The organism is Enterovibrio gelatinilyticus, from assembly GCF_028683095.1.
GTDB lineage: Bacteria > Pseudomonadota > Gammaproteobacteria > Enterobacterales > Vibrionaceae > Enterovibrio > Enterovibrio gelatinilyticus.
Genome location: NZ_JAJUBC010000108.1, coordinates 1 through 657 on the forward strand (window position 1 = coordinate 1; position 657 = coordinate 657).

General features: G+C 51.6%; 1 protein-coding gene. It reads right to left on the reverse strand.

The genetic code is table 11. The features are described 5' to 3' along the window. Positions 1 to 657 (reverse strand): hypothetical protein (locus LRP50_RS25425; protein ID WP_274167180.1); only part of this gene is annotated, 657 nt, incomplete at both ends.

Below are 657 nucleotides of genomic sequence, written 5' to 3' on the forward strand. Positions count from 1 at the left end.
ATCGGTGCCGCCGTCAGTTCCACCATCGGTGCCGCCGTCAGTACCGCCATCGGTGCCGCCGTCAGTACCGCCATCGGTGCCGCCGTCAGTACCACCATCGGTGCCGCCGTCAGTACCACCATCGGTGCCGCCGTCAGTACCACCATCGGTGCCGCCGTCGGTGCCACCGTCGGTGCCGCCGTCAGTGCCACCATCGGTGTCGCCATTACTAAAGAAGATATTATCTAAATAGATATCCACGGGTTCATTGATATCAGCTCTAGCAGCAGAAATGACAATTTGTGCTATCGCATTTCGTGATAAATCACCATTTGCACTTGCACTTGTAAAGTCGCTGAACGGAATAGCGAGCGTAACGATATCAGTACTTGAAGGCGTACTTGTGTATTGAATCGCACTCGTTTCACCAGCGCCGCCAGCATGGTTAGACAACTTAATGTTAACCACTTGCCCTGCTAACAAAGGATCCACTTTGTATTGCATATTGAAAGTAGTAAAACTTGTCGCGTCAAATGCGGCTGATGAGAAATCAATACCGGCAAATGTTTGACCTGCTCCAACATTCATCACTTTTGCAGGACTACCATCCAATGTGCCATCTACGATTCGGCTAGAAGAGCCGCCCCAGTCGGGGCCCCACTCATTGACCGTGATATT